General features: G+C 67.1%; 21 protein-coding genes. 11 read left to right on the top strand and 10 right to left on the bottom strand.

Features of this window, described 5'->3' with window-relative positions; all coding sequences use genetic code 11:
- Nucleotides 1–5 precede the first annotated feature (5 nt).
- The 8 genes from ABD231_RS16410 to ABD231_RS16375 all read left to right on the top strand — a co-directional run bounded on the left by ABD231_RS16410 (nt 6) and on the right by ABD231_RS16375 (nt 9,869).
- Nucleotides 6–314, top strand: a complete 309-nt coding sequence (locus tag ABD231_RS16410) for a hypothetical protein (RefSeq protein ID WP_344151784.1) — start codon at nt 6–8, stop codon at nt 312–314.
- Entirely contained in the window at nt 314–1,114 is an 801-nt protein-coding gene (locus tag ABD231_RS16405) for a hypothetical protein (protein WP_344151781.1), read from the top strand. The genes ABD231_RS16410 and ABD231_RS16405 overlap by 1 nt, the downstream gene beginning before the upstream one ends.
- 13 nt (nt 1,115–1,127) lie before the next feature.
- Complete coding sequence (locus ABD231_RS16400; RefSeq protein ID WP_344151778.1) at nt 1,128–3,011, top strand: fumarate reductase/succinate dehydrogenase flavoprotein subunit; 1,884 nt, start codon at nt 1,128–1,130, stop codon at nt 3,009–3,011.
- A gap of 69 nt (nt 3,012–3,080) precedes the next feature.
- Entirely contained in the window at nt 3,081–3,830 is a 750-nt protein-coding gene (locus ABD231_RS16395; protein WP_344151775.1) for a succinate dehydrogenase/fumarate reductase iron-sulfur subunit, read from the top strand.
- A gap of 1,304 nt (nt 3,831–5,134) precedes the next feature.
- The gene (locus ABD231_RS16390) at nt 5,135–7,111 is read left to right on the top strand and encodes an ABC1 kinase family protein (protein WP_344151772.1); all 1,977 of its coding nucleotides are present in this window, start codon (nt 5,135–5,137) and stop codon (nt 7,109–7,111) included.
- Between the two features lie 27 nt (nt 7,112–7,138).
- Nucleotides 7,139–7,993, top strand: a complete 855-nt coding sequence (locus ABD231_RS16385; protein ID WP_344151770.1) for an alpha/beta hydrolase — start codon at nt 7,139–7,141, stop codon at nt 7,991–7,993.
- A gap of 17 nt (nt 7,994–8,010) precedes the next feature.
- Nucleotides 8,011–9,405 (top strand): MFS transporter, encoded by a 1,395-nt coding sequence (locus ABD231_RS16380; RefSeq protein ID WP_344151768.1) that lies wholly within the window; start codon nt 8,011–8,013, stop codon nt 9,403–9,405.
- Nucleotides 9,406–9,581: 176 nt separating this feature from the next.
- Nucleotides 9,582–9,869 (top strand): 4a-hydroxytetrahydrobiopterin dehydratase, encoded by a 288-nt coding sequence (locus tag ABD231_RS16375; RefSeq protein ID WP_344151766.1) that lies wholly within the window; start codon nt 9,582–9,584, stop codon nt 9,867–9,869.
- Between the two features lie 5 nt (nt 9,870–9,874).
- Here the strand turns inward: ABD231_RS16375 and ABD231_RS16370 are convergent, their stop codons facing one another.
- The gene (locus tag ABD231_RS16370) at nt 9,875–10,822 is read right to left on the bottom strand and encodes a tachylectin-related carbohydrate-binding protein (RefSeq protein ID WP_344151764.1); all 948 of its coding nucleotides are present in this window, start codon (nt 10,820–10,822) and stop codon (nt 9,875–9,877) included.
- Between the two features lie 125 nt (nt 10,823–10,947).
- On the opposite strand from ABD231_RS16370, the gene ABD231_RS16365 reads away from it, so the two are divergent.
- Nucleotides 10,948–11,772, top strand: a complete 825-nt coding sequence (locus tag ABD231_RS16365; RefSeq protein WP_344151761.1) for an acyltransferase domain-containing protein — start codon at nt 10,948–10,950, stop codon at nt 11,770–11,772.
- Here the strand turns inward: ABD231_RS16365 and ABD231_RS16360 are convergent.
- The 9 genes from ABD231_RS16360 to ABD231_RS16320 form a co-directional block, all read right to left on the bottom strand.
- Nucleotides 11,769–12,986, bottom strand: coding sequence for a polysaccharide deacetylase family protein (locus tag ABD231_RS16360; RefSeq protein WP_344151758.1), 1,218 nt, complete (start codon nt 12,984–12,986; stop codon nt 11,769–11,771). The genes ABD231_RS16365 and ABD231_RS16360 overlap by 4 nt on opposite strands.
- A 75-nt stretch (nt 12,987–13,061) precedes the next feature.
- Nucleotides 13,062–13,691, bottom strand: a complete 630-nt coding sequence (locus tag ABD231_RS16355; RefSeq protein WP_344151755.1) for a DedA family protein — start codon at nt 13,689–13,691, stop codon at nt 13,062–13,064.
- A gap of 98 nt (nt 13,692–13,789) precedes the next feature.
- Nucleotides 13,790–14,860 (bottom strand): cytochrome P450 family protein, encoded by a 1,071-nt coding sequence (locus ABD231_RS16350; RefSeq protein WP_344151752.1) that lies wholly within the window; start codon nt 14,858–14,860, stop codon nt 13,790–13,792.
- Between the two features lie 681 nt (nt 14,861–15,541).
- Nucleotides 15,542–16,333, bottom strand: coding sequence for an ABC transporter permease (locus ABD231_RS16345; protein WP_344151749.1), 792 nt, complete (start codon nt 16,331–16,333; stop codon nt 15,542–15,544).
- Nucleotides 16,317–17,132: a 2-aminoethylphosphonate ABC transporter permease subunit gene (locus ABD231_RS16340; RefSeq protein WP_344151746.1), complete on the bottom strand. Its 816-nt coding sequence runs from the start codon at nt 17,130–17,132 to the stop codon at nt 16,317–16,319. Before ABD231_RS16340 ends, ABD231_RS16345 begins: the two co-directional genes overlap by 17 nt.
- Nucleotides 17,132–18,166 carry an ABC transporter ATP-binding protein gene (locus tag ABD231_RS16335; RefSeq protein ID WP_344151743.1) on the bottom strand — a complete coding sequence of 345 codons (1,035 nt, stop codon included), beginning with the start codon at nt 18,164–18,166 and terminating at the stop codon, nt 17,132–17,134. The genes ABD231_RS16340 and ABD231_RS16335 overlap by 1 nt, the downstream gene beginning before the upstream one ends.
- Nucleotides 18,163–19,182 carry a 2-aminoethylphosphonate ABC transporter substrate-binding protein gene (locus ABD231_RS16330; protein WP_344151740.1) on the bottom strand — a complete coding sequence of 340 codons (1,020 nt, stop codon included), beginning with the start codon at nt 19,180–19,182 and terminating at the stop codon, nt 18,163–18,165. Before ABD231_RS16330 ends, ABD231_RS16335 begins: the two co-directional genes overlap by 4 nt.
- A complete protein-coding gene (locus ABD231_RS16325; protein ID WP_344151737.1) occupies nt 19,179–19,862 on the bottom strand; it encodes a phosphonatase-like hydrolase in 684 nt (227 codons plus the stop codon). The genes ABD231_RS16330 and ABD231_RS16325 overlap by 4 nt, the downstream gene beginning before the upstream one ends.
- A complete protein-coding gene (locus tag ABD231_RS16320; protein WP_344151734.1) occupies nt 19,859–20,953 on the bottom strand; it encodes a TIGR03364 family FAD-dependent oxidoreductase in 1,095 nt (364 codons plus the stop codon). The genes ABD231_RS16325 and ABD231_RS16320 overlap by 4 nt, the downstream gene beginning before the upstream one ends.
- Before the next feature lie 181 nt (nt 20,954–21,134).
- On the opposite strand from ABD231_RS16320, the gene ABD231_RS16315 reads away from it, so the two are divergent.
- Nucleotides 21,135–21,539, top strand: a complete 405-nt coding sequence (locus tag ABD231_RS16315) for a hypothetical protein (RefSeq protein ID WP_344151731.1) — start codon at nt 21,135–21,137, stop codon at nt 21,537–21,539.
- Between the two features lie 59 nt (nt 21,540–21,598).
- Nucleotides 21,599–22,582 carry a DDE-type integrase/transposase/recombinase gene (locus ABD231_RS16310; protein WP_344151728.1) on the top strand — a complete coding sequence of 328 codons (984 nt, stop codon included), beginning with the start codon at nt 21,599–21,601 and terminating at the stop codon, nt 22,580–22,582.
- The last annotated feature ends 189 nt before the right edge of the window (nt 22,583–22,771 follow it).

Below are 22,771 nucleotides of genomic sequence, written 5' to 3'. Positions count from 1 at the left end.
TCGGCATGGGTGCTGGATCAACTTCCGGGGCAAACGGCGCCGTCGCGCCCGTAGTCCGCGCGCTCGAAGCACTGCATGCGGCCGTCGGAAAGCTCAGCCAGGAATACGGAGACACCCTCGGCGTCCGCCGGCTCGTGTCCGACGTAGCCAGGTTGAGCGACGATCTGGCCGAGCTCGGCCCTCCCGACCCGAAGCACAGACCCGGACCGGTTCCGGAGGACCTCGAGGAGATTCCCGACGTGGAGTATGACGCGTCCATGTGGACAGACGCGGAGCACGAAGGCTTCGGCGCACCTGATCGGCGTGCCCCCTGATGGCACATGGAGTTGACGCCTCCGGGCGTGCACAGGTCGGGCTGAAGACCGCACGGACCGATCGCTGGTGGCTGGCGCCGCTGCGGATCGGGGTGATCCTGGGCTTCTTCATCGTCTACGCGACGATCCGGATCTTCATGAACAAGTGGTACTGGGTGGATGCGCACCACTACCTGACCCCGCTGTACTCGCCGTGTGTCACCGAGTCGTGTGTACCGGGGTCGAGTCACCTGGGTACCTGGTTCCCGAAGTTCCCGGTGTTCATCCCGTTCAGCATCATCACGTTCGCCGTACTGGCCGGCTTCCGGGGCACCTGCTACTACTACCGCAAGGCGGGTTACCGGTCGCTGTTCTTCGCGCCGGCCGCGTGCGCGGTGCCCGAGCCGCACAAGAAGTACACCGGTGAGAGCAAGTTCCCGCTGATCGCGCTGAACCTGCACCGCTACTTCTTCTACGGCGCGCTGGTCTTCGGCATCCTCAACGTCTACGACGGCGTGCTCGCCTTCCACGGCAAGGACGGCGGCTTCGGGATCGGCCTGGGCACGCTGATCATCTGGATCAACCTGGTGATGCTCTGGCTGTACACGCTGTCCTGCCACGCCTGCCGGCACATCGTCGGCGGCCGGCTGAAGAACTTCTCCAAGCACCCGCTGCGGTACCGGTACTGGACCTTCGTGTCCAAGCTGAACCCGAAGCACGGCACGTTCGCGATGGCGTCGCTGTTCACCGTGATCCTGACCGACTTCTACATCATGGCGCTGTCGGCCGGCTGGTTCTCCGACCTGCGCTTCTTGAACTGAGGATCTGCGAGATATGACTGAGCTGGAACGACACACCTACGACGTCGTCGTGATCGGGGCCGGCGGCGCCGGTCTGCGCGCGGCGATCGAGGCCCGCGAGCAGGGCAAGCGCACCGCGATCGTGTGCAAGTCGCTGTTCGGTAAGGCCCACACCGTGATGGCCGAGGGCGGCTGCGCGGCCGCGATGGGCAACGCGAACTCCAACGACAACTGGAAGACGCACTACGTCGACACCATGCGTGGCGGCAAGTTCCTGAACAACTGGCGGATGGCCGAACTGCACGCGCAGGAAGCCCCCGACCGGGTCTGGGAGCTGGAGACGTACGGCGCCCTGTTCGACCGGACCCCGGACGGCAAGATCAGCCAGCGCAACTTCGGCGGTCACACCTACCCGCGGCTCGCGCACGTCGGCGACCGCACCGGCCTGGAGCTGATCCGCACCCTGCAGCAGAAGATCGTCTCGCTGCAGCAGGAGGACTTCGAAGCCACCGGCGACTACGAGGCCAACCTCAAGGTGTACGCCGAGTGCACGGTCACCGAGCTGCTCAAGGACGGCGACGCGATCTCCGGCGCCTTCGGGTACTGGCGCGAGTCCGGCCGCTTCATCCTGTTCGACGCCCCCGCGGTCATCCTGGCCACCGGCGGCGTCGGCAAGTCGTTCAAGGTCACCTCGAACTCGTGGGAGTACACCGGTGACGGTCACGCCCTCGCGATGCGGGCCGGCGCGACCCTGATCAACATGGAGTTCATCCAGTTCCACCCGACCGGCATGGTCTGGCCGCCCTCGGTGAAGGGGATCCTGGTCACGGAGTCGGTCCGCGGCGACGGCGGCGTACTGAAGAACTCCGAAGGCAAGCGGTTCATGTTCGACTACGTGCCGGACGTGTTCCGCGCGCAGTACGCAGAAACCGAAGAAGAGGCCGACCGCTGGTACAAGGACGCCGACAACAACCGGCGCCCACCGGAACTGCTCCCCCGCGACGAGGTCGCCCGCGCGATCAACTCCGAGGTCAAGGCCGGCCGCGGTACCCCGCACGGTGGCGTCTTCCTGGACGTCTCCTCACGGCTGCCCGCCGAGGAGATCCAGCGCCGGCTGCCGTCGATGTACCACCAGTTCAAGGAACTGGCCGACGTCGACATCACCGCCGAGCCGATGGAGGTCGGCCCGACCTGTCACTACGTGATGGGCGGCGTCGAGGTCGAGCCGGACACCGCACAGTCCTCGGTCAAGGGCCTGTACGCCGCCGGTGAAGTAGCAGGCGGCATGCACGGTTCCAACCGCCTCGGCGGCAACTCGCTCTCCGACCTGCTCGTCTTCGGCCGCCGCGCCGGAGCCGGTGCGGCGATGTACGTCGAGTCACTCGGCACGGACCGGCCGCAGATCTCCGAGGCCGATATCGACGCCGCCGCGGCCGAGGCACTGGCGCCGTTCGAGCTCGAGGGCGGGGAGAACCCGTACACGATCCACCAGGAACTCCAGCAGTCGATGAACGACCTGGTCGGCATCATCCGCAAGGCCGACGAGATCGAGCAGGCACTGGGCAGGCTGGCCGAGTTCCGCGGCCGGATCGCGAAGATGACGGTCGAGGGCCACCGCCAGTTCAACCCCGGCTGGCACCTCGCCCTGGACCTCCGCAACATGCTGACCGTGTCCGAGTGCGTCGCCAAGGCCGCCCTCCTGCGCGAGGAGTCCCGCGGCGGTCACACCCGCGACGACTTCCCCGGCATGAACGCCGAGTGGCGCAAGCTGCTCCTGGTCTGCTCCCTGCAGAGCGACGGCGACGGGGTCACCGTGGTGAAGAAGGACCAGATCCCGATGCGCGACGACCTGCTGGAACTGTTCGAGCGCGACGAACTCAAGAAGTACCTCACTGAAGAGGAGCTCCCTCGTGACTGAGCGAAGCGAAGGCACCAATATGCACAGCGAGTTCCACTCATTGGCGCCCGCAGCGAAGCGAGGACGACGATGAGTTACCAGGCCAAGTTCCGGGTTTGGCGTGGTGACGCCGACGGTGGTGAGCTGAAGGACTACGAGGTCGAGGTGAACGAGGGCGAGGTCGTCCTCGACGTCATCCACCGCCTGCAGGCCACGCAGACCCCCGACATGGCGGTCCGCTGGAACTGCAAGGCCGGCAAATGCGGCTCCTGCAGCGCCGAGATCAACGGCATGCCGAAGCTGATGTGCATGTGCCGGATGAACACCTTCGAGGAAGGGGAGACCGTCACGGTCACCCCGATGCGGACCTTCCCGGTGATCAAGGACCTCGTCACCGACGTCTCCTTCAACTACCAGAAGGCCCGCGAGATCCCCGCCTTCAAACCCCCGGCCGACGTCAAGCCCGGCGAATACCGCATGCAGCAGGTGGACGTCGAACGCTCACAAGAGTTCCGCAAGTGCATCGAATGCTTCCTCTGTCAGGACACCTGTCACGTCATCCGTGACCACGAGGAAAACAAGGAAGCCTTCTCCGGCCCCCGCTTCCTGATGCGCATCGCCGAACTCGACATGCACCCCCTCGACGCCGCCGACCGCCAGCACGCCGCCCAAGAACAACACGGCCTCGGCTACTGCAACATCACCAAGTGCTGCACCGAAGTCTGCCCCGAACACATCAAGATCACCGACAACGCCCTCATCCCCATGAAGGAACGAGTAGCCGACCGCAAGTACGACCCCATCGTCTGGCTAGGCAACAAAATCCGCCGCCGCGCCTGACAATTTGACTGCCTAGCCACCGAAATTGGGGGTTCTCCACCGTGGTTAACGGTGCAGAACCCCCAATTTGCATGCCCAGCCAGCCAAATGCGGATCACGGGGTCGCGGCTGGTGATGCGAACCTGCAGCACTCCACAACTGCGCTCAAGACCTGGGCCCAGGCGTGGAGACCGACCGAGCAGGCAAGTTGTTGTGGCCCGCAGGTCCGCGTTCCTCCCGACAGTTCGGAGTCAAACCTGCCGCGAAGCGCGCTACCAGACAGATCCGCCCGCAGGACAACTCTCCCGCCACCATGTGCGCTCCGCCACGGGTCGACCGCGCGATAAGCGCCGCACGACCGGCTGGCGGGTCGGCGTACTGGGGTTTGGGGAGGTGGGCGGACCGCTGCCACTCATCAAGTGCGTGCGAGCGCGGATTTCGGGTGGTGAGTGAGCCTGGGCGGATGGGGCCGTGAGGGGTTGGTGAATGGGGCGGTCCGGCCTTGGGACTGACCCCTCACCCGGCGTGCGGCTTGGCCGTTGGTGAGTGACCCCAACGGATCAAGGCTGCCCGTGCAGCATCCCCCGCCCCTACCTTTCCCCATCTGCTGGGTTCACCCATCCGCTTGTGGGTCCTGTACTCGCATGCGGGTGCAGAACCCACAACCTCATGGGGGAACCCACGAGATGCATCGGGACCGGAGGCGAGTCAACTGCCAACCCGAGTCTTTCCTGCACGGCAGCCACAGGCCGGTCACCCCAGGCAACGGGGAGCCGTGGTCGCCGGCCTCGCCATCCGGCTCAGCCACCGCGGCGCCCCGCCGTGCTGTCTTTCAGGTCGGCCGGGAGCGGTGAGCAGCCACCGCGCACGTCCCCGGCCGAGAGCCTTTCGGCCTGCACCCCCGACTCGACCGCCAAAGGCGGCCGACAAAGCAAGAGGGCGAGCCGAGCGAGTGGCTGGGCCGGATGGTGAGGCCGGCGATCGCGGTTTCACGTCGCGTGGGGCTGACGGGCTGTGGCTGGGGTGCGTGTGCCAGAGATCTGCGCTGTCCGAGGGATTTTGGGGACTCGCTGACGAAAATCCATCGGCTAACCCACGGGACAGCCCCTGGGGGCCGAGATCGCGGGCCGACGGCTCACCTTGAGTACCCGTTACCCGCTGTTCGGCCGCGCACTTGGTTGAGCCGTGCGCAACGTCGTACCGGATCGAGTGGAGAGCGCGCGGTAGCGCGCGAAAGGCGCGGTGGCGCGGGAGGGGGCGGTCCGGGATGGGGTCCCCCGTGTGGGTGAATCGGTGGGCGGGGTGAAAGGCCTAGGGTTCCCACCATGGATGTTGCGATCGCTGGGTTGTTCAGCCTGGTTGTGTTCATGGTGCTTTTCATTCCGGTGGCGCAGCGGTTGCTGGGGGTGCGGTTCGGGCTGGTGCGGTTGGGGTTGGCGGCGGCTTTGACGTTGTCGACGTTCAGTCCTCTTGCTAACGCGTTGGTGGGGCCGCCGCCGTTCGAAGGGTCTAATGCGGCGGCGTTGGCGTTCGTGGGGTTGACGACGTTGTGTGCGACGTTGTGTGGGCTGGTGTTTCTGGTGCTGGCGGAGGCGTTGGTACCGACGGGGTCGTTGCCGCGGGCCCGGGATCTGCGGCGGGATGTCGCCGGGCGGATCGCGCGGACGCGGCGGTACCTGCAGATTCTGCGAATCGCGATCAAGCACGGACTGGGGCCGTATCTGCGCGGCCGCCGACGCCCCGGCCGGGAGAACGCAGCAGGACAGGCGGAGTTGGCGCGGTCGCTAAGACTGGCGCTGGATGATGCCGGGGTTACGTTCGTGAAGCTCGGGCAGGTGTTGTCGACGCGGAGCGACATCATCCCGCTTTCGGTCGCCAACGAGTTGAGTCGCCTGCAGGATCAGGTGTCGCCGGCTCCGTGGGCGGAGATTGAGCAGGTACTGACCGAGGAGCTCGGTGCGCCGCCGAACCAGGTGTACGACGACTTCGTCATCGAACCGCTCGCCGCGGCCAGCGTCGCCCAGGTCTACGCAGCAAGCCTGAGTAGCGAGCGGGTGGTCGTGAAGGTCCAGCGCCCAGGTATCGCGAGTGTGGTCGACCGCGATCTCGATATCGTACGGCGGCTCGCGCGGCTGCTGGAGCGGAACACGGACTGGGGTCGCTCGATGGGCGTCCGGGCACTGGCGGACGGGTTCGCGGAGGCGATGCGGGAGGAGCTCGACTTCACCGTCGAAGCGAACAACATGGCGTCGGTCGCGGCAGGTCGATCAGTTGCTGCCAGCAACGACATCGTGGTGCCAACACTCCATCAGCGCCTGTCGACCCAGCGTGTCCTCACCATGCAACGGCTGGACGGGGTCGGTCTCGGCAACGCCGCACCGACGATCGCCGAACGCGGTCTGGACGCCGTTCAGCTCGGCCGCAGTCTGTTCGACTGTCTGCTCGGCCAGGTCGCGATCGACGGCGTCTTCCACGCCGATCCGCACCCCGGCAACTTCCTGCTGCTCGCGGACGGCCGCATCGGGATGCTCGACCTCGGTTCGGTCGGCCGGCTCGACCCGGCGACTCGGGAGGCGCTGCAGCGGTTCCTGCTCGCCATCGACCACGGGGACCCGGTCGGCGCCACCGATGCACTCCTCGAGATCGTCGACCGCCCCGATGTCATCGACGAACGCGGTCTGGAGCGCGCAGTCGGGCAGTTCATGACGCGGCATCTGACCGGTGCGGTGTCGATTGGTCCGGCGATGTTCAACGACCTGTTCAAGATCATCACGTCACACGAACTCGGGGTTCCGCCTGAGGTCGCGGCGGTGTTCCGGGCGCTGGCCACGATCGAGGGCACGATCAGCCGGATCTCCCCCGGGTTCGATCTGGTCGGGGCCTCGCGACAGTTCGCCTCCGCACACGTCACCGACCGGCTGACCCCGGAGGCACTTCGCCGTACGGCGACCGAGGAGCTGGCCTCGATCCTGCCAATGCTGCGCCGTCTCCCACGACGCATCGACCGAATCGCCGCCGCAGCGGAGAGCGGCCGACTCGGCCTGAACATCCGCCTGCTCGCCGACGAACGCGACCGCCAGCACCTGACCGGCCTCCTGCACCAGGTCCTGCTCGCCGTCCTCGGCGCAACCGCCGGCCTGATGGCCGTGCTCCTCCTCGGCATCGACGGCGGCCCGCGCGTCAGCGCAAGCATCACCCTGTACCAGTTGTTCGCCTACAACCTCCTGGTGATCTGCGCGGTCCTGGTGCTGAGGGTCCTCGTCCTGATCTTCCGCATCCCCGAGAAAACCGGTGTGCGGTAAAAGTTCAGCTGTGCCAAAATAACCGCCATGGCTACCTACGTCCTCGTCCACGGTTCGGGCAGCAACTCGTTCCTCTGGACGTCGGTCCAGCGCGAACTCGCGCTCCGCGGACTCCCGTCATACGCGGCCGATCTCCCCGGCCACGGCCTCGACGCTCAGTACCCGGCCGCCTACCAGGCCCCGCAGGACCTGGACGCCTGGGCGACCGAACCCTCCACGCTCGCCACGGTCACCCTGCAGGACAACGTCGACAGCCTGCTCCCCGCCGTACGGCGCTTGGCCGCGAACGGACCGGTCATTCTGGTCGGCGCCAGCCTCGGCGGTGTCACGATCACCGCACTGGCCAACCAGGCACCGGAACTCGTCAGCCACCTCGTGTACATCTCCGCCTGGGCGCCGGTCTCGAAGCCGAACCCGATCGAGTACATGGGCGAACCGGAGTTCGCCGAGAGTCTGATCCCGACCGTGGCCGGCTTGTCGGTCGGCGATCCCGCCATAGTCGGCGCCGGCCGGGCGAACTACCGCACGGCCGACAAAGCCCTCCTCGAAGCGTTGAAGGCAGCCACGATGGCCGACGCGACCGACACGCAGTTCCTTGCCCTGCTCAACATTCTGCAGCCGGACGAGTCGCTGCAGGTGATGATGGGCGACGCCCGCGCCGAGGCTGCGACCTGGGGCACGGTCCCGCGCACGTTCGTCCGGCTCACCGCGGACCGCTCGCTCCCGATCGCCCTGCAGGACCTGCTGATCCGCGAGGGCAACGAACTCACCCCGGACAACCAGTACGCCGTACAGTCGCTCGACGCGAGCCACGTCGGCTGGATCCACCAGCCGGACCGGATCGCGGACATCCTGGCCGGAGTTGACCTCAAGTCCGCTTGAACTCCCAGGATGACGGGATGACCGACGCCGCGACGACGACCCCCGCCCCGAAACTGCTGAGCGGCCCGCACCTGCCGCTCGCGCTCGGGGTGATCGGCCTGGTCACCCTGAGCGCCCTGGAGAACCGCGCAGTCGGTACGGCGTTGCCGACGATGGTGCGCGAATTCGACGCACTCGGCAGTTTCGGCGTGGCCAACGCGGCTCCGAACGCGAGTTTCGTGTTCGCCCTCGCGGTCGCCGGGCTCTGGTCGGATCGTCATGGACCGACCCGAACATTGCGACTCGGTGCGATCGTGTTCGGGCTGGCTCAGTTGCTGATCGGGTTCGCGGTGGCGATGCCGATGGTGATCGCCGGCCGGGTACTGAGCGGGATCGCGGAAGGTCTGCTCGACGTCTCGCTGCTCGTCCTGGTCGCCCGCACGCTGCCCGCCGCATTGCGGCCGCGGATGATGTCGCTGATCTCGGCGATGTGGGTGGTGCCGTCGATCTTCGGGCCGCTGCTGACCGGAGTGATCACCGAGCAGTTCGGTTGGCGATGGGTGTTCCTGGGCGCCGTCGTACTGCTGGTCCCGACCTGGTTGCTACTGCAGCCCGCGATCCGGCAATCGCAGAACAGCCCCGAGCCCGAGCGCACGGCCGAGCACGTCGCCGAACTTGCAGCCTGGCGTACGGCGCTGCCGTGGGCGGCCGCGATCTCGGTCGCGCTGTTCACGTTGACGCTGACCGGTGATCACCTCGGCGACCATCGCGTCATCGGCGGCACGGTGATCGCCGTCGCGCTCGTCGTACTGGCGGTTGCGGCGATCCGAGTGATGCCGCGCGGGGCGTTCGTTGCCGAGCGTGGATTCCCGGCGGTGGTCGCGATGCGCGGGCTCGTCGGCGCCGGCTTCACCGGCGTCGGTGTCTATCTGCCGCTGCTGCTCACTCTGCAGCACCACTTCAGCCCGGCGCGGGCCGGCGTGAGCTTGTCGGTCACCGGAGTGTTCTGGGCGCTCGGCTCCTGGTTGCAGGGACGCGAGCACAGCTTCCAACGCGTCACCGTATTGCGGACTGGTCTCGCCCTGATGACCGCTGGAATCGCGATCACTTCGTTGCTGGCGTGGACCGACGCGACCGTCTGGTTCGGACTGACCGGCTGGGCGATCGCGGGGATCGGCATGGGCCTCAGCTCGTCGAGTCTCTCGGTGCTGATGCTCGACCTGTCCGACGCCGGCAACTCCGGCCGCAACGCGAGTGCGGCCCAGATGGCGTCGGTGATGAGCATCGCGACCGCAGTCTCCGTCACCGGCACCTTGCTGGCGCTCAACGCCGCCGACCCACACCCCTGGGTCTTCGGCGTGATCACCAGCTCAGGCGCCGTACTGACTGCTCTCGCGCTCCTCTGTGCCGGGCGGGTGCGTAAGAAGGTCTAGGGCGTGTCTCTTCAGTCCGCGCCGTAGCGAGCATGTGCTCGGTGCGGTGCATCGGTGCGCTGGAGGGGAGGGCTCGATGCTTTTCCATCGTGGCCTTTCCTCCAGTGCGGCGAGGTGCCGTGCCGAGTGCAGCGCAGTAGGCGTGGGCTGGAGAGACATGCCCTAGAGTGACGGACATGGCTGAGCTGCTGACGGACGACCAGATCGATCTCGCGCTCCGCGACCTGATCCCGCTGTGGAAGGCCGTGGACAAGACGCTGGTGCGAACCGTCGAGCGGGACACCTTCCTGGACGGCATTCGCTTGGTCGCCACCGTCGCGCAACTGGCCGAGGCCACCGGCCACCACCCGGACATCGACATTCGCTACAAGAAGATCACCTTCCGCGTCACCAGCCACGACGCCGGCGGTATCACCGAGGACGACCTCGTCCTCGCGCACCACATCGACACCGCGGCCGAATAGCTCCGTCAGCGCGGCCAGGATTGAGCCGCGACTGCTCCCGAGCGCGGATCCCAACTGCTACCGCCCTCGAGCGGGTCGAGGTGCCGGAACCAGCGGAGGGTTGAGCCGGCGTCGAGTGTTCGGAGGGTTGCCCACGGGCTGGTGAAGCCGGCTCGGAGTGAGGTGGCGAGTTGCCAGCCGTCGTCGTCGATGACGCTGCCGGAGTTCGGGTGGAAGCTGCCTTGGCCGCTCCACGTGTCGGTGTACTGGTACCAGCGCAGCACTCCCGATGGGGCAGCCGCGTAGATGATCCCGCCGGCGGCGGCCAAGGCGTGCAGGTCGCTCCAGCCGTCGTCGATGATCCGGCCGGATCCGTCGGCCCACGTTGCCGCGCCGCCGGATGGGTCGGTGTGCCGCCACCACCGCAGATTCCCGGCACCGTCGACCGCGAAGAAGATCCCGCTGCCTGCGTAGGCGACCTTGGCCATGGTCTGCCAGCCGGAGCCGATGACGGCCCCTGACCCTGTGGCCCATTGGCCGTCGCCGGTGCTCGGGGCGGAGTAGGAGTGCCAGCGCAGTGCGCCGGAGGCGTCGATCGTGTAGATCGCGATGTTGTCGGCGAAGAGGTGGACGAGGCCGGTCCAACCGGTGGCGATGACCTTGGGTGCCGACCACACGGTGCTGCCGTCGGCGCGCAGGATGTCGAACTTGTTCCAGGTCAGCTCGCCGGTGTCCCGCAAGCCGTACAGAGCGCCGAAACCGGTCCGCGCGCCCTGGTCGCCAGCTACCTCGAACGCGGTCGCAAACCTCGCGTCAGGACCTGGCGCGGAGGCGCCGGTGGCGACCCTCGCGTCGGGCCCTGGTACGGCGGCGGTCGCGGCCGCGGTTTCGACACTGACGAGCCCAGCAGCGGTGAGCGCCGTACCGGCTGCCAGTGCTCCGAACTGCCGGCGGGAGATCGGTATCTTCGACATTTCGCCTCCAAATCTCGGATTTCGATCATCATCCGCCGAGTCCACGTCGCCCGGAACCCTTTCCACCGTGTCCAAAGGCTGTCCGGTAAGTCGGTGGCCAGTTGTGGATCGGATACCGTTGCCGAGTGACGACTGCTGACGAGTACCGGCTGCTGGGTTTCTCCGACGAGGACCGGCAGGACGCCGAGAAGTTCGTCGCGGATCCGGCCGCGGTCGCGGACCTCGTCACCCAGTTGCGAGCCGGAGTCGGCCTGCAAGGCACCGAACCGCAGCTCCGGATGCCGGAGGACACGCGGAACACGGTCGCGGCGTTGCTGGAGACGATCCCGGAGATACGGAAGTACCACGCCGAGCGCGGGATCCCGGACGACATCAGCTGGGCGACACTGGCTGATCTCGGTCAGCAACTGCAGGTCAGCAGGCGAACGCACGGTGAGTACGGCCTGGCCACGCACTGGTGGATGACGATCCACTGGGCCGGGCAGATCTACGCGCTCGGCCGCTTGCAGTACATGCTCTACCAAGTCACCGAGGACAAGCCTGTGCCCGGGACCGAGCCGGGCGACTGGGTCGTCGGCGTCCACATCCCCGAGTCCGGTCCGCTCCCGCCCGAGCTCGTCGACGCGAGTTTCGCGCGGGCCCGCGACTTCTTCCCGCGGTACTTCCCGGAGTACCCGATCAAGACCATGACTCTGCACTCGTGGCTGCTCGACCCTTACCTGCTCGACAACCTTCCACCTGAGTCGAATATGGTCCGCTTCGGCCGACGGTTCACGCCGTACGGGACGCCGGTCGACAGCCAGGACAGCGCGATCTTCTTCACGTTCCGCAGCCACGACCTCGGCCGCCTGGACGAGTTTCCGCAGGACACCAGCCTGCAGCGACTCGTCGTCGGCCGGATCAAACAGGGCGGCACCTGGCAGAACGCGAGCGGCTACACCGAGTTCTAGGAACGGCGGCCACTCGGCACACCGGCGTACTTGGCGAGCCAACCGGCCAGCTCGATGTTGCTGACACACCGTACGTCGGGCTGCTTGCAGGTCTCCTTGACGAACGCCGTCAGCGCATCGGAGTAGACGCTGTTGTTCCAGCGGTTGAAGTGGTTGCCGAGGAACAGCGGCGGGTTGCCCTTCGCCCGCGACCGCGCGAGTTGCTGCCGGTACGTCGCCAGCACCTGCGCGCGTAGTTGCGGCACCTGCGCGACCGGTGCCTTCTTGGCCTTGGTCTGCGCGTACCAGAGGTTGTAATCCATCGTCAGCGTGTTCTTCGTCGTCCCCGCGAGCCTGACGTCCTGCAGCGGGAAGTCCCACAGCCCGTCAACCTTCTTCGGCCACCGCAGATATCCGGTCGCAGACGCGTCGTACACCATGCCGCGATAACCCATCGCCCGCCGGTACGCCGCTCTGTTGCCCTCCAGGCACGGGGTTCGCATGCCCTTGACCGTGGCCGGGTCGAATGGCGGTGCAACTGTTTTGCCGGCCGCGAGTCCGGGGCCGGTGCGCACCATCTGGTCGAACGCGTTCAGTTCGGCGGTCCACTGCGCGGTGGTCCACTCGCCGACGCCCTTCGGGCCGCAGAAGTGGCCGTTGACGTGCGTGCCGATTTCGTGGCCCTCGGCTATCGCGTCGTGCAGGATCGTCGTCCGGGCCAGCACGCTGGCCGGCGTACTCCAGCCGATGTCGGAGGCCCCGGGGCGTTTGAACGGCGGTTTGTAGTCGGTGCGGTGGTCGGCCGGGTACAGGTACGGGCCGGACAGGAAGAACGTCATCCGCGCGTCGACCTGATGGGCCACGGTCCGCCAGTGGTGCCAGAGGGCGAGATCACCGGCGCCGTCGAACGAGATGACCACGAACAGCGGCGGCTTGCCGTTCGCGAGCCGGGCCGGGAAGTTCCGCGTCACCGGAGCCGCGGCCACTCCCTGCGGCCCGGTCGGCTTCGGGGTGCTGCTAGGCGTGGGTCTCGGGGTCGGCGTCACCGACGGAGTCTGCGAAGGAGTCCGGGAGGGCGTCTTCGAAGGCGTCTGGGTAGGCGTCGCGGGCGGCGTACTGGGGTCGGCCGACGGTTGGCCGTTCGGCTGCCCGCCTGGCTCGATGTCGGCACATCCGACCAGCACCGCCGCGACTACCACCGCGGCGGCAAGGAGGTGCACCCCAGGCCTCACCACGCCTCTACTGACGCACGGAGTACTGCGGAGGTTGGCCCGGGACACGCAACTACACGGAAACCCGGCCGGGGATCGTTAGACCGCTGTGATCTTCGCCGCGCGCCGCCGGTTCGCGATCCGGCGCGAGGTCTCGATCACGAAGCCGATCACGAAGGCCATCCCGAGACTGAAGCCGAGCGCCTTGAGCGAGTCGTGCTCGAACGCGTCACCGCCGAGGTAGCCGATCAGAGCGACGTACGTGTAGGCGATCGTCACGCCCGCGAAGGTGAAGATGACGAACTTCTTGAACGAGTACCGGGTCGCGCCCGCGGTCAGCGTCGCGACCATCCGGGCGCCGGGGATGTAGCGCACCGTGACCAGGATCAGCCCGCCGCGCGAATGCAGCGCTCGGGAGACCTTGTCGTACAGCCGTTGCCGTCGCTCCTGCCGCTTCATCCAGCGGTGCAACCGAGGGCCGGAACCGCGGCCCATGAAGTAGCAGGCGGTCTCGCCGATGACGGATCCGACCATCGCGACCACGATGACGAGCAGCAGATTCTGGTGACCGGCGGCCGCGGCCATCCCCGCGGTGACGACCATGCCTTCACTCGGGATGATCGGGAAGACGGCGTCGACCGCGGCGGCGAGGAAGAGGACCAGCAGCAGCCAGTGGGACGCCATGGCCAAGCCCAACAACTCTCGGGCAAGGTCCAGGATCTCCGTCACCCGGCCCAGGATGCCAGGTCCGGCCAAGGGACTCACAATCCCACCGCTGTGATTCAGCGGTGGTTCATACGTTGTTCAACCCCGGACACTGTCGGTGGTCACAGCAGAACAGGCAGTGCCTGGATCCCGTTCAGCAGGAAGCCTGGCGGCCTGTCCGGCTCCACGTCCGGCTCGGCCAGGCGGAGATTCGGGAAGCGTTCGAACAGTACGTCGAACGCGACGCGGGCCTCGAGTCTGGCCAGCGGAGCGCCCAGGCAGTGGTGAATTCCGTGCGCGAAGGCCAGGTGACCGGAGTCGGGGCGAGTGATGTCCAGCTCCGCCGGGCGTTCGACCTTGCGCGGATCGCGGTTGGCCGGCAGCAACGCGAACACGAGGACCTCGCCGGCCTCGATCCGCTCACCGGCGATGTCGATCGGCGCCCGCGTCACGTAAGGGACGGTGACCTGGAGCGGACCGTCGTACCGCAGGAGCTCCTCGACAGCAGCCGGCAGACGCTCGGGTTCGGCACGGAGCAGCGCGAGCTGGTCGGGGTGCTGGAGGAGCGCGTAGGTGCCGTTGCTGATCAGGTTCGAGGTCGTCTCGTGACCGGCCGACATCAGCAGGAAGATCATCGAGGTCAGCTCGTCCTCGCTCAGCCGGTCGCCGTCCTCCCGGACCGCGATCAACGCCGACAGGAGGTCATCGGCCGGCTCTTTGCGCTTCACCTCGATCAGCTCCCGGATCAGAGCGACCGTCCGGACATTGACGTCGATGTACTCGTCCGGGGTGCGCAGATTCGCGTTCGCCGCGATCGTCGACCAGCTCCGGAACGCTTCCCGGTGCTCGACCGGAATCCCCACCAGCTCGCAGATCACGGTGATCGGCAACGGGTAGCTGAACATCTGCACGAGATCCGCACCGTCGCCGGCGACCGCGATCTCGTCGAGCAGCTCACCCGCGATCTCCCGGATCCGCGGTTCCAGCGCCTCGACCCGTCGCCGGGTGAACGCGGAGGTGACGAGCTTGCGCAGCCGCGTGTGATCCGGCGGATTCGCCAGCAGCATGTGGCTCTCGGTAGCACGCACCAGCTCCGCGGACACGAAGTCCCGATGCGGGCCCTCCATCGCCGACCGCACCACGTCCGGATGCGCGAGCAGCGCCCGCGTCTCGGCGTACCCAGTCACGAGCACCACAGGCACCCCGGTAAACAGTGTCAACCGAGTGATCGGCCCCTGAGCGGCAAGCTCGGCGAACCCTTGCTGGCGGGCAGTTCCCTTGGGCAAAAGAAAAGGCTGCGTCACCCCAAAAGCCTACGTGCCACCCCAACACCACCGCCTCGATCCGCGCGCCCCAAAGGTGCGCCGCCTTCTCTTTGTGCACGAGATCCATCTTTGTGTACCCACCAACCACTTTCACGGGCTCCCCGTGGTCGGTGGCTTCCCAAAGATGCGCCGGGTGCACAAAGAGCGGCGAGGTTGTTGGGGAACGGGGGGCTGCTCTTTGGGTGCTCGGCGAGGGGTGGGAGAAGGGGGTGCGGCGAGGGGGCGGGTTGGGGGCGGACCGCCCTCGCGCCACCCACATGGTCGAACCGTGCTCAAAGCCCACACGAACAACGACTTTGTGCGCCCACCAACCATCCCCACCCCGTCGATGTGGTTGATCCGTGCTCAAGGCGACCTTGGGCACGGATCGACCATCCCATCGGCGCCTCCGTGGTCGAGGCGTGCTCAAGGCGACCTTGGGCACGGGTCGACCGTCCCGCCGGCGTCTCAGTGGTTGAGGGGTGCTCAAGGTGGGTGCGGGCGACGACCTTGGGCACGGGTGGACGGTTTCGGGGGCGCTCCGGTGGTTGATCCGTGCTCAAGGTGGGCTCAATGCTCGACCGCTCGCCCTCGTAATCGATCCAGGGTGAAGACGACCAGGACGGTGGCGGTCAGCAGCACGAGGGCTTCGGCGGCGGCCGTGAAGGTCTGGCCGCGGTCGGAGAGGGCGAAGATGCTGACGGGGACGGTTCGCCAGGAGGCTGGGTAGACCATGATGGTGGCGCCGACCTCGCCCATCGAGAGCGCTACCGAGAGACCGGCGGCCGAGGCGATGGCGGGGCGGAGCATGGGGAGTCGTACTTGCCACAGGACTCGGGACGGGGAGGCGCCGAGGGACGCGGCGACGTCGGCGTACGAGGGGTCTACGCGTTGGAGGGCCGCGGCGACGGTGCCGTAGCTGAAGGCGACCATCAGGACGAGGTGGGCGATCACCACGATCCACTTGGTGCCGTTGAGCAGGATCGGTTGCCGGGAGAAGGCCACGAGCAGGCCGAGGCCGACGACGACCGACGGTACGGCGATCGGCAGGTGATGCAGGGCATCCGCGACTCGCACCCAACGACTGCCGTGGGCCGCGAGCGCACCCCACGTGCCGACGACCACGGCGAGCAATCCGCCGAGGAAGGCGGTCTGCAGACTGACCGACAACGACGCGAGCTCGTCACCCGACAACGCCTCCTGCAGGTGCCCGGTGGTCGGGTTCGACGGCAGGACGCCGTTCCACGAGCCGGCGAACGCGGCCGCGATCACCACCACGAACGGCGCCAGCACGAGCACGCCGAACACCACCGCGAACGCGATCCAGGTGACGGCCTTCCCAGGCCTAGTCCAGACGAGCACGACGACCTCCAAGAGCCTTCCGCAGCAAGGCATAAAGACCGAGCGACAACACGCTCTGTACGACGGCGATCGCGCACGCGGCCGGGTAGTCGAACATCACGATGCCCTTGGTGTGGACGAGCATCGGCAACGTGGTCGTGCCTTTCGCGCCGAGGAACAGCACGATGCCGAACTCGTTCAGCGTGAGCAGCAACGTGAGACTGCCACCCGCGATCATTGCCGGGCGAACCTCGGGCAGCACGACCTGTCGCAGTACTCGCCACGGCCCGGCACCGAGGCTCGCGGCGACGTCCAGCTGGGCGCGCGGCAACCGGCTCATCGCGGCCAGCAGCGGCCGCATCACGAACGGCGTGTAGAAGGTGATCTCGGCCAGCACGACAGCCCAGGGCGTGGTGAGGAATCCACCGGTCCGCAGGATCCCCGCCGTACCGTAGATGAAGGTGAACGACAGCGCGACCAGGAACGACGGCAGCGCGAGCATGGTGTCCACGAGGCTGGCGACCACCCGCGCACCGGGGAACGGGACGAAGCTGATCACCACGGCGAGGAATGTCCCGACCAGCAGGCACCCGATCGTCGAGCAGACCGCGACCTGCACGGTTCGGATCAACGCATCGCGGAACTCGACCGACCCGAGCACGTCACCCCAGGCGGGCGCCGACTCGACCGCGACCAGTACCAACGGATAGACGACCAGCACCGCGATCAGCAGCAGCGGCGGGATCAGCCACAGCGACCGACGCTCACCACGAAGTTGGTTGCTGACGGCAACCGCCGTACCGAGCACTCCGACGGCCATCAGCGGCGCTCCGCGGGAACCAGGCTGCAGGCCTCGGCCGGGAGCACCATCGACACCTGCGCTCCGAGCGCCGGCACCTGGCGATCCGCCGGAAGATCGATCCGCACCGACACATCCGGCAGGCCCTCGACCGTGCACGTCAGCTGGTTGGACGCGCCGCGCCACTGCGTCGCGATCACCCGCACCGGAACGCCGTCGGAGCCGAGCCGGATCGCATGCGGGCGGATGCAAAGCAGCTCCTTACCCGGCGTCGACCGCACGCCCGGCAACACATGACCGGCCACCTTGACGTCCTCGCCAACGCTCTCGACCGGCAGCAGATTCGCGCCACCAAGGAACGACGCCGTGAACGCCGACGGCGGAGTCGCATAGAGCTGCGCGGCCGGGGCGATATCGACCAGACGCGCATCGCGCATCACCGCGATCCGATCCGCGAGCGCGAGCGCCTCGGACTGATCGTGTGTCACGTAGATGATCGCCACGTCCGGCACCTCGCGCCTCAGCTTCTGCAGTTCGCCGAGCATGTCCGCGCGCAGCTGCGCATCCAGCGCGGCCAGCGGTTCGTCGAGCAGCAGCACCTTCGGCTGGATCGCCAACGCCCGCGCGATCGCGACCCGCTGCTGCTGCCCGCCGGACAGCTCGCGCGGGAACCTCTTCGCGTACGACGTCATGCCGACCATCGCGAGCATCTCGGCCACCCGCCGGGTCACCTCGGCCTTCGGCTTCCGCGCCGCCCGCAGCCCGAACGCGACGTTGTCCGCAACTCTCAAATGCGGAAACAGCGCGTACTGCTGGACGACCACCCCGATCCCCCGCTTGGCCGGCGGGAGATCGGTGACGTCCTGACCAGCAAGCCGAATCCGCCCAATGCTCGGCCGGACAAACCCAGCCACGGCCTTCAGAGCGGTCGACTTCCCCGAGCCCGACGGTCCGAGCAGCGCAACCGTCTCACCGGCCGCGACCGTCAGGCTCAGTCCCTCCAGCGCACACGTCCGGCCGAAATGCACCGAGACGTCATCGAGCTGGACAGTCATCCCTGGATCGCCTTGTTGTACGCGGCAACATCCGCATCGAGGTCGGCCAGTACGGCGCTCCAGTCCGGCGACCATGCCTCGACACCGGCCATCGACTTCTGCACAGCCTGGAAGTTCGCATCGGTCGGCTTCACATCGTCCCGCGCCGGCAGACCGAAGGCGTCACTCGCCAGTGTCTGCTGGGATTCCGTGGTCAGCAGGAAGTCCATCAGCTGCTTGCCACCGTCGGAGTTCGGCGCACCGGTCGCCAGGCCCATCACGTACGGCAGGGCGATCGTGGCCTTCTTGCCGTCTGAGCCGGCGGGGAAGAAGATGCCGAAAGCAGATTTGTCGACAGAGATCGACGCCAGGTTCATCTGAACGTCGCCGTTGGCAACCAAGATCTCGCCCTTGCTCACCTTCGGCTGCAGCTTGCCGGTCGACGCCGACGGGCCGACGTTGTTCGCCTCCAGCTTGCGCAGATAGTCCAGCGCGCCCTGCTTACCCATCAGGTGCTGAAGCAGCAGCAGTACGGCGGTTCCGTCGCCCGCCTGTCCCGGAGTCGAGTACTGCAGCTTGCCCTTGAACTTCGGATCCAGCAGTTCCTCGAACGACTTCGGCGTACCGGCCTGCTGGTTCGCGATGAAGCACAGGTAGTTGTTCGCGACGGCGACATAGTCATCCGCCTTCACACTCTTCACCTGCTCACTACCCGGTACGGCGTACTTCTGCAGCAGACCGTCCTTGGACGCCTTCTGGATGAACGGCGGCAGGGTCACGACGACATCGGCCTGCGGATTCGACTTCTCCTTGGCCAGCCGAGACACCACTTCACCAGATCCAGCCTCGACGGTCTGGACCTTGATCCCGGTCTTCGCGGTGAAGGCCTCGAAGCGGGTCTTGTACCAATCGGCAAGGCCGTCGGCGGTGTAGACGGTCACCGTCTTGGCACCTTGAGTTGAAGCTGCGCCGGTGCCACCGCACCCGGCAACAACGGCAGTGATGAGAGCAGCAACGAGCAGGGTCTTGAGCTTCACTGGTCCTGGCTTTCAGCGAGAAGGAGATCCGGGAGGTCCCGGACCGACGAGAGAACGTGCGTCGCACCCGCGGCCTGGAGCTGATCCTTGCCATGGGCACCGGTGAGGACGCCGGCGACGATCCCGGCACCGGCCGCGATCCCCGTCGTCATGTCATAAGCGGTGTCGCCGGCCACGGCGACGTTCGCCACCGCGTCGGCCTTGAGGTCCAGCACGGCCCGCAGGACCATGTCGGGATACGGTCGGCCGCGACCCGCCTGGGCCGGGCACAAGATGAGGTCAGCCAGCTCGCGCCAGCCGAGGGCGGACAGGATGCGCTGCTGCGTGGTCTGGGCGAACCCGGTGGTCAGGCACACCTTGATCCCCGCGTTCCGCAGTTGCCGGATCGCGTCTTCGGCACCATCGATCGGTGCGCAATGACCTTCGTCGACCAGAGCGCCGTACGCGGTCTCGAAGGCCTTGTTCGCCTGCTGGGCGGCTTCCTCATCGTTCAGCAGGGCACGGAAGACGGTGATCTTCGATTCGCCCATGGTGGCGCGGACGTGGGCCAGCATCCGGTCGTAGTCCGGGCTGCCGAATTCGATGCCCTGGGCACCGATCGCGGTCGTGAAGGCGCGCTCCACGAGCCCGTCGTCGGCGACCGTCGTACCGGCCATGTCGAGTACTGCCAGCTGAATCATCGGTCGATCTCCTCGAAACTCATCTCGGCGATCGCCGGGGACATCGTCATGCCGCGACCGCCCGGGCCGGTGACGAGATGGACGCTCTTGGCCACCTCACGCCGTACGACGATCTCGTCACTCGTCGCCTGCGAGTAGACGCCGGCCCAGCGCCGGGTGATCTTCGGCATCGGACGGCCGAGGATGTCCTCGACGGTCTGCGTCAGGTAGTCGTACGGGTCGGACTGGACGTCGAAGTTGAAGGGCTCCGCGTATTCGTGGGTGTCGCCGATGGTCAGCCCGCCGTGCGTCCGCTGGACCATCAGGAGCTGCATCGCGTGCTGCTGCGCGATAGTTGCCTGCGGCGCCAATGCGTCGACCGACGGTCCGCTGTACGCCGGGTAGTAGCGGAAGCTGTCCGCGTCCGCGACCGCGGTGGTCAGCGGTACGTCGAGGGGTTCGGTCTGCATCATCTGCAGCCGGACCCGCCGTACCGGCAGGTCCTCGGTGAGCTCGCGGATCAGGCCGCTGTGCCAGGCACCGGTGCAGAGGAACACCAGGTCGGCGGAGTGCGTCTCGTGGTGATCGTCGGTGATCTCGCCGCTGTCGACGGTCCGCACCTCTCTCCCACCGAGGAACTGGTAGCGCCCGGACTTCTCGAGCTCCAGGCGGAGTGCGGGCAGCACCTCGCGGGGTTCGACGATCGCATCGCGCGCACACCACAACGCACCCTGCAGCTCGCCGCGCAACGCGGGGTTGCGCTCGCGCGTCTGCTCCGCGTCCAGCACCTGAAAGCCGCGCTGCACCGCGTCGGGGCGGGCCGCGGCCTCCTTCGCGACGGCCAGCTCCTCCTCGGTCCGGCAGACCGTCAGCGAACCGTGCGGCCGGAAGCTGATCCCGGGAACCTCCGCCCACAGTTCGCGGGCCCGCTGGGCGACCGCGATCTCCGCGCCATCGGCGCGGCCGCTGACCCAGACGAGACCGAAGTTCCGCACACTCGCTCCGCGCGCGTCGGCTTCCCGCTCAATCTGGAGTACGTCGTGCCCTCGTCGTACCGCCTCGCGGGCGTGCATCGTCCCCAGCACTCCGCCACCCACCACAACCACCCGCACCGGCATCTCCCATCACTCGACCTGACCCCAGATTGGTCCGGACCAATGAAGACCCCGTGCGTCATCGGCAACCACCCGGTGAACCGCGAGCGAACACTTCCCACCGCACCCCATTTGGTGGGTGAACCCTCTGCGCCAGGCTGGTCGTGAGTCGGTTGGTGATTGGTGAGGAGCATGGGTGATGACGGTCGGTGTGGGGTTCACGGCGGTGGAGATTCGGGAGTTCGTGCACGAGTATTACGTGCAGCCGCGTGGGCAGAAGTTGTCGTGGCTGGCTGCGCAGGGTGTCTCGTACGACCGGTTGAAGCGGTGGCGATCGACGGTGTTCGAGGGTGATCTCGACCGGGCTCTGGTTCCGCGAGAAGGTAGTCCTATGACTGTGCCACCGACCAAGCGGACTGCGTTGGAGAAAGCGCGGGCGGCGGAGCGTGCGGCGCATGCGGCCGAGGTCGCGAAACTGACCGAGCGGATCCATGAACTGGAGGGCACGAACGACACGCTGGGAAAAGCTATCGGGCTCTTGCATGCGATGAACGAGCAAGAGCCCGGCGACGACCCGCAGACCAGCGATCCGTCGACTTCCTGATCGCCGAGAACGAACTCGTCGTCGACCTGACCGGTTGGCTGGGGTCACAGCGTGAAGCGTTGAAGATCACTGGGGTGTCGCGCTCGACGTGGCATTACCGGACCTGCCCGCGGGAGCCGGTGGCTGATCCTGTTGCGCACAAGGACCGGGCTTATCGGTCGCGGATCTCGACGGCCGATCGTGGCCTGATCGCGGACAAGATCACGCTGGCCTGGGCGGCCGGGAATTCCGTCGATCACGCGTTCGCAGTTGCGTGGGACGACGGTGTGATGCTGGCCTCGCGGCGGTCGTGGTGGCGGATCGCAGCCGACATTCATGACCAGTCCCAGCGGCCGGTCGCGCCGACGCGCCGCGGCTCCACGACACCGCGTGAAACACCTGTGCTGGAAGCGACCGGGCCCGGTCAGGTCTGGTCCTGGGACATCACCGATCTGCGTTCCCCGTGGCGCGGCAAGGCGTTCAAGGGCTACTCGATCATCGATATCTACTCCCGCAAGATCGTCGGCTGGAGGGTCGAGGACCGCGAGGTCGACGTCCTGGCCGTGGAAATGTTCCAGCACGCGTTCGCCTGCCACGGAGCGCCGCGGGCAGTGCACGCCGATTCCGGATCTTCAATGCGCTCGAACGTGCTCAAAGAGCTCCTCGCCGAGGCCGGCGTTGCTCAGACCCACAACCGGCCCCGGGTGTCCAACGACAACCCGTTCTCCGAATCAGAGTTCCGCACGATGAAGTACCGGCCGAACTACCCCGGCACCTTCGAAGACCTCGAGCAGGCGCGTGCTCACATGGGCACCTACGTGCCTTGGTACAACAGCCAGCACAAGCACTCCGGCATCGCGCTGTTCTCACCCGACCAGGTCCACGACGGCACCTGGCTCCACCGCTGGAACCAACGCGACCAGACCCACCAGGCCTACTACGCAGCCCACCCCGAACGCTTCCGACACCGGCCCCGCACCCCCGCACCCGCCAGGACCGTCGGCATCAACCTCCCCCAGACCAACCCCCCAGCAAAACCCACCCAACGACTCCAAGCAGCTTGACAACGCCCGGAACCCATCAGCTCGGAGCTTCCCCAGCCGAATTCGGGGGTGGGAACCTCCCATTTGGTGGGTGCACCCCAAAGCCGGTTAGTTAAGCGTTCGGGGGTGGTGTCAAGAGCGGTGCTGTACGGCGAGGCTGGGGAGCGCTACCCCACCGAATTGGCGGGTAGGGGCTCCCCGGTCGTGTGG

The sequence above is a fragment of the Kribbella yunnanensis genome (assembly GCF_039529655.1).
GTDB lineage: Bacteria > Actinomycetota > Actinomycetes > Propionibacteriales > Kribbellaceae > Kribbella > Kribbella yunnanensis.
Note: the sequence above shows the minus strand (reverse complement) of the source record. Positions and strands in the feature narration are given on the sequence as shown.

What these genes read in the sequence shown, in the direction of transcription:
- ABD231_RS16410 (WP_344151784.1), top strand. Translation starts at nt 6, where the DNA reads ATGGGTGCTGGATCAACTTCCGGGGCAAACGGCGCCGTCGCGCCCGTA.
- ABD231_RS16405 (WP_344151781.1), top strand. Translation starts at nt 314, where the DNA reads ATGGCACATGGAGTTGACGCCTCCGGGCGTGCACAGGTCGGGCTGAAG.
- ABD231_RS16400 (WP_344151778.1), top strand. Translation starts at nt 1,128, where the DNA reads ATGACTGAGCTGGAACGACACACCTACGACGTCGTCGTGATCGGGGCC.
- ABD231_RS16395 (WP_344151775.1), top strand. Translation starts at nt 3,081, where the DNA reads ATGAGTTACCAGGCCAAGTTCCGGGTTTGGCGTGGTGACGCCGACGGT.
- ABD231_RS16390 (WP_344151772.1), top strand. Translation starts at nt 5,135, where the DNA reads ATGGATGTTGCGATCGCTGGGTTGTTCAGCCTGGTTGTGTTCATGGTG.
- ABD231_RS16385 (WP_344151770.1), top strand. Translation starts at nt 7,139, where the DNA reads ATGGCTACCTACGTCCTCGTCCACGGTTCGGGCAGCAACTCGTTCCTC.
- ABD231_RS16380 (WP_344151768.1), top strand. Translation starts at nt 8,011, where the DNA reads ATGACCGACGCCGCGACGACGACCCCCGCCCCGAAACTGCTGAGCGGC.
- ABD231_RS16375 (WP_344151766.1), top strand. Translation starts at nt 9,582, where the DNA reads ATGGCTGAGCTGCTGACGGACGACCAGATCGATCTCGCGCTCCGCGAC.
- ABD231_RS16370 (WP_344151764.1), bottom strand. Translation starts at nt 10,822, where the DNA reads ATGTCGAAGATACCGATCTCCCGCCGGCAGTTCGGAGCACTGGCAGCC.
- ABD231_RS16340 (WP_344151746.1), bottom strand. Translation starts at nt 17,132, where the DNA reads ATGGCCGTCGGAGTGCTCGGTACGGCGGTTGCCGTCAGCAACCAACTT.
- ABD231_RS16335 (WP_344151743.1), bottom strand. Translation starts at nt 18,166, where the DNA reads ATGACTGTCCAGCTCGATGACGTCTCGGTGCATTTCGGCCGGACGTGT.
- ABD231_RS16325 (WP_344151737.1), bottom strand. Translation starts at nt 19,862, where the DNA reads ATGATTCAGCTGGCAGTACTCGACATGGCCGGTACGACGGTCGCCGAC.
- ABD231_RS16315 (WP_344151731.1), top strand. Translation starts at nt 21,135, where the DNA reads ATGACGGTCGGTGTGGGGTTCACGGCGGTGGAGATTCGGGAGTTCGTG.